The sequence below is a fragment of the Priestia sp. 53B2 genome, assembly GCF_056099005.1.
In genome coordinates this window covers 1-317 of the sequence record NZ_JBLZXA010000078.1, presented here as the reverse complement: position 1 = coordinate 317, position 317 = coordinate 1, and the positions used below count along the sequence as shown (strand labels likewise).

Below are 317 nucleotides of genomic sequence, written 5' to 3'. Positions count from 1 at the left end.
TCCGCCGCTAACGTCATAGAAGCAAGCTTCTAATCAGTTCGCTCGACTTGCATGTATTAGGCACGCCGCCAGCGTTCATCCTGAGCCAGGATCAAACTCTCCGAAGAAATGTTTGACTTGCTCAATTAAAAAATAAAAAATTAACGTTGACGTTTGTCGCTTTGTTCAGTTTTCAAAGTTCAAAATTCCGATTGGTGGAGCCTAGCGGGATCGAACCGCTGACCTCCTGCGTGCAAGGCAGGCGCTCTCCCAGCTGAGCTAAGGCCCCATAAATGGTCGGGAAGACAGGATTCGAACCTGCGACCCCTTGGTCCCAA

Annotated in this window: 1 tRNA gene and 1 rRNA gene; both read right to left on the bottom strand. The window is 49.5% G+C overall.

Annotated elements, in window-relative coordinates:
* Nucleotides 1-107 (bottom strand): 16S ribosomal RNA (locus tag ACN6NE_RS31180); the annotation flags it as partial.
* An 85-nt stretch (nucleotides 108-192) separates the two neighbouring features.
* Nucleotides 193-268 (bottom strand) — tRNA-Ala (locus tag ACN6NE_RS31175).
* Between the last annotated feature and the right edge of the window lie 49 nt (nucleotides 269-317).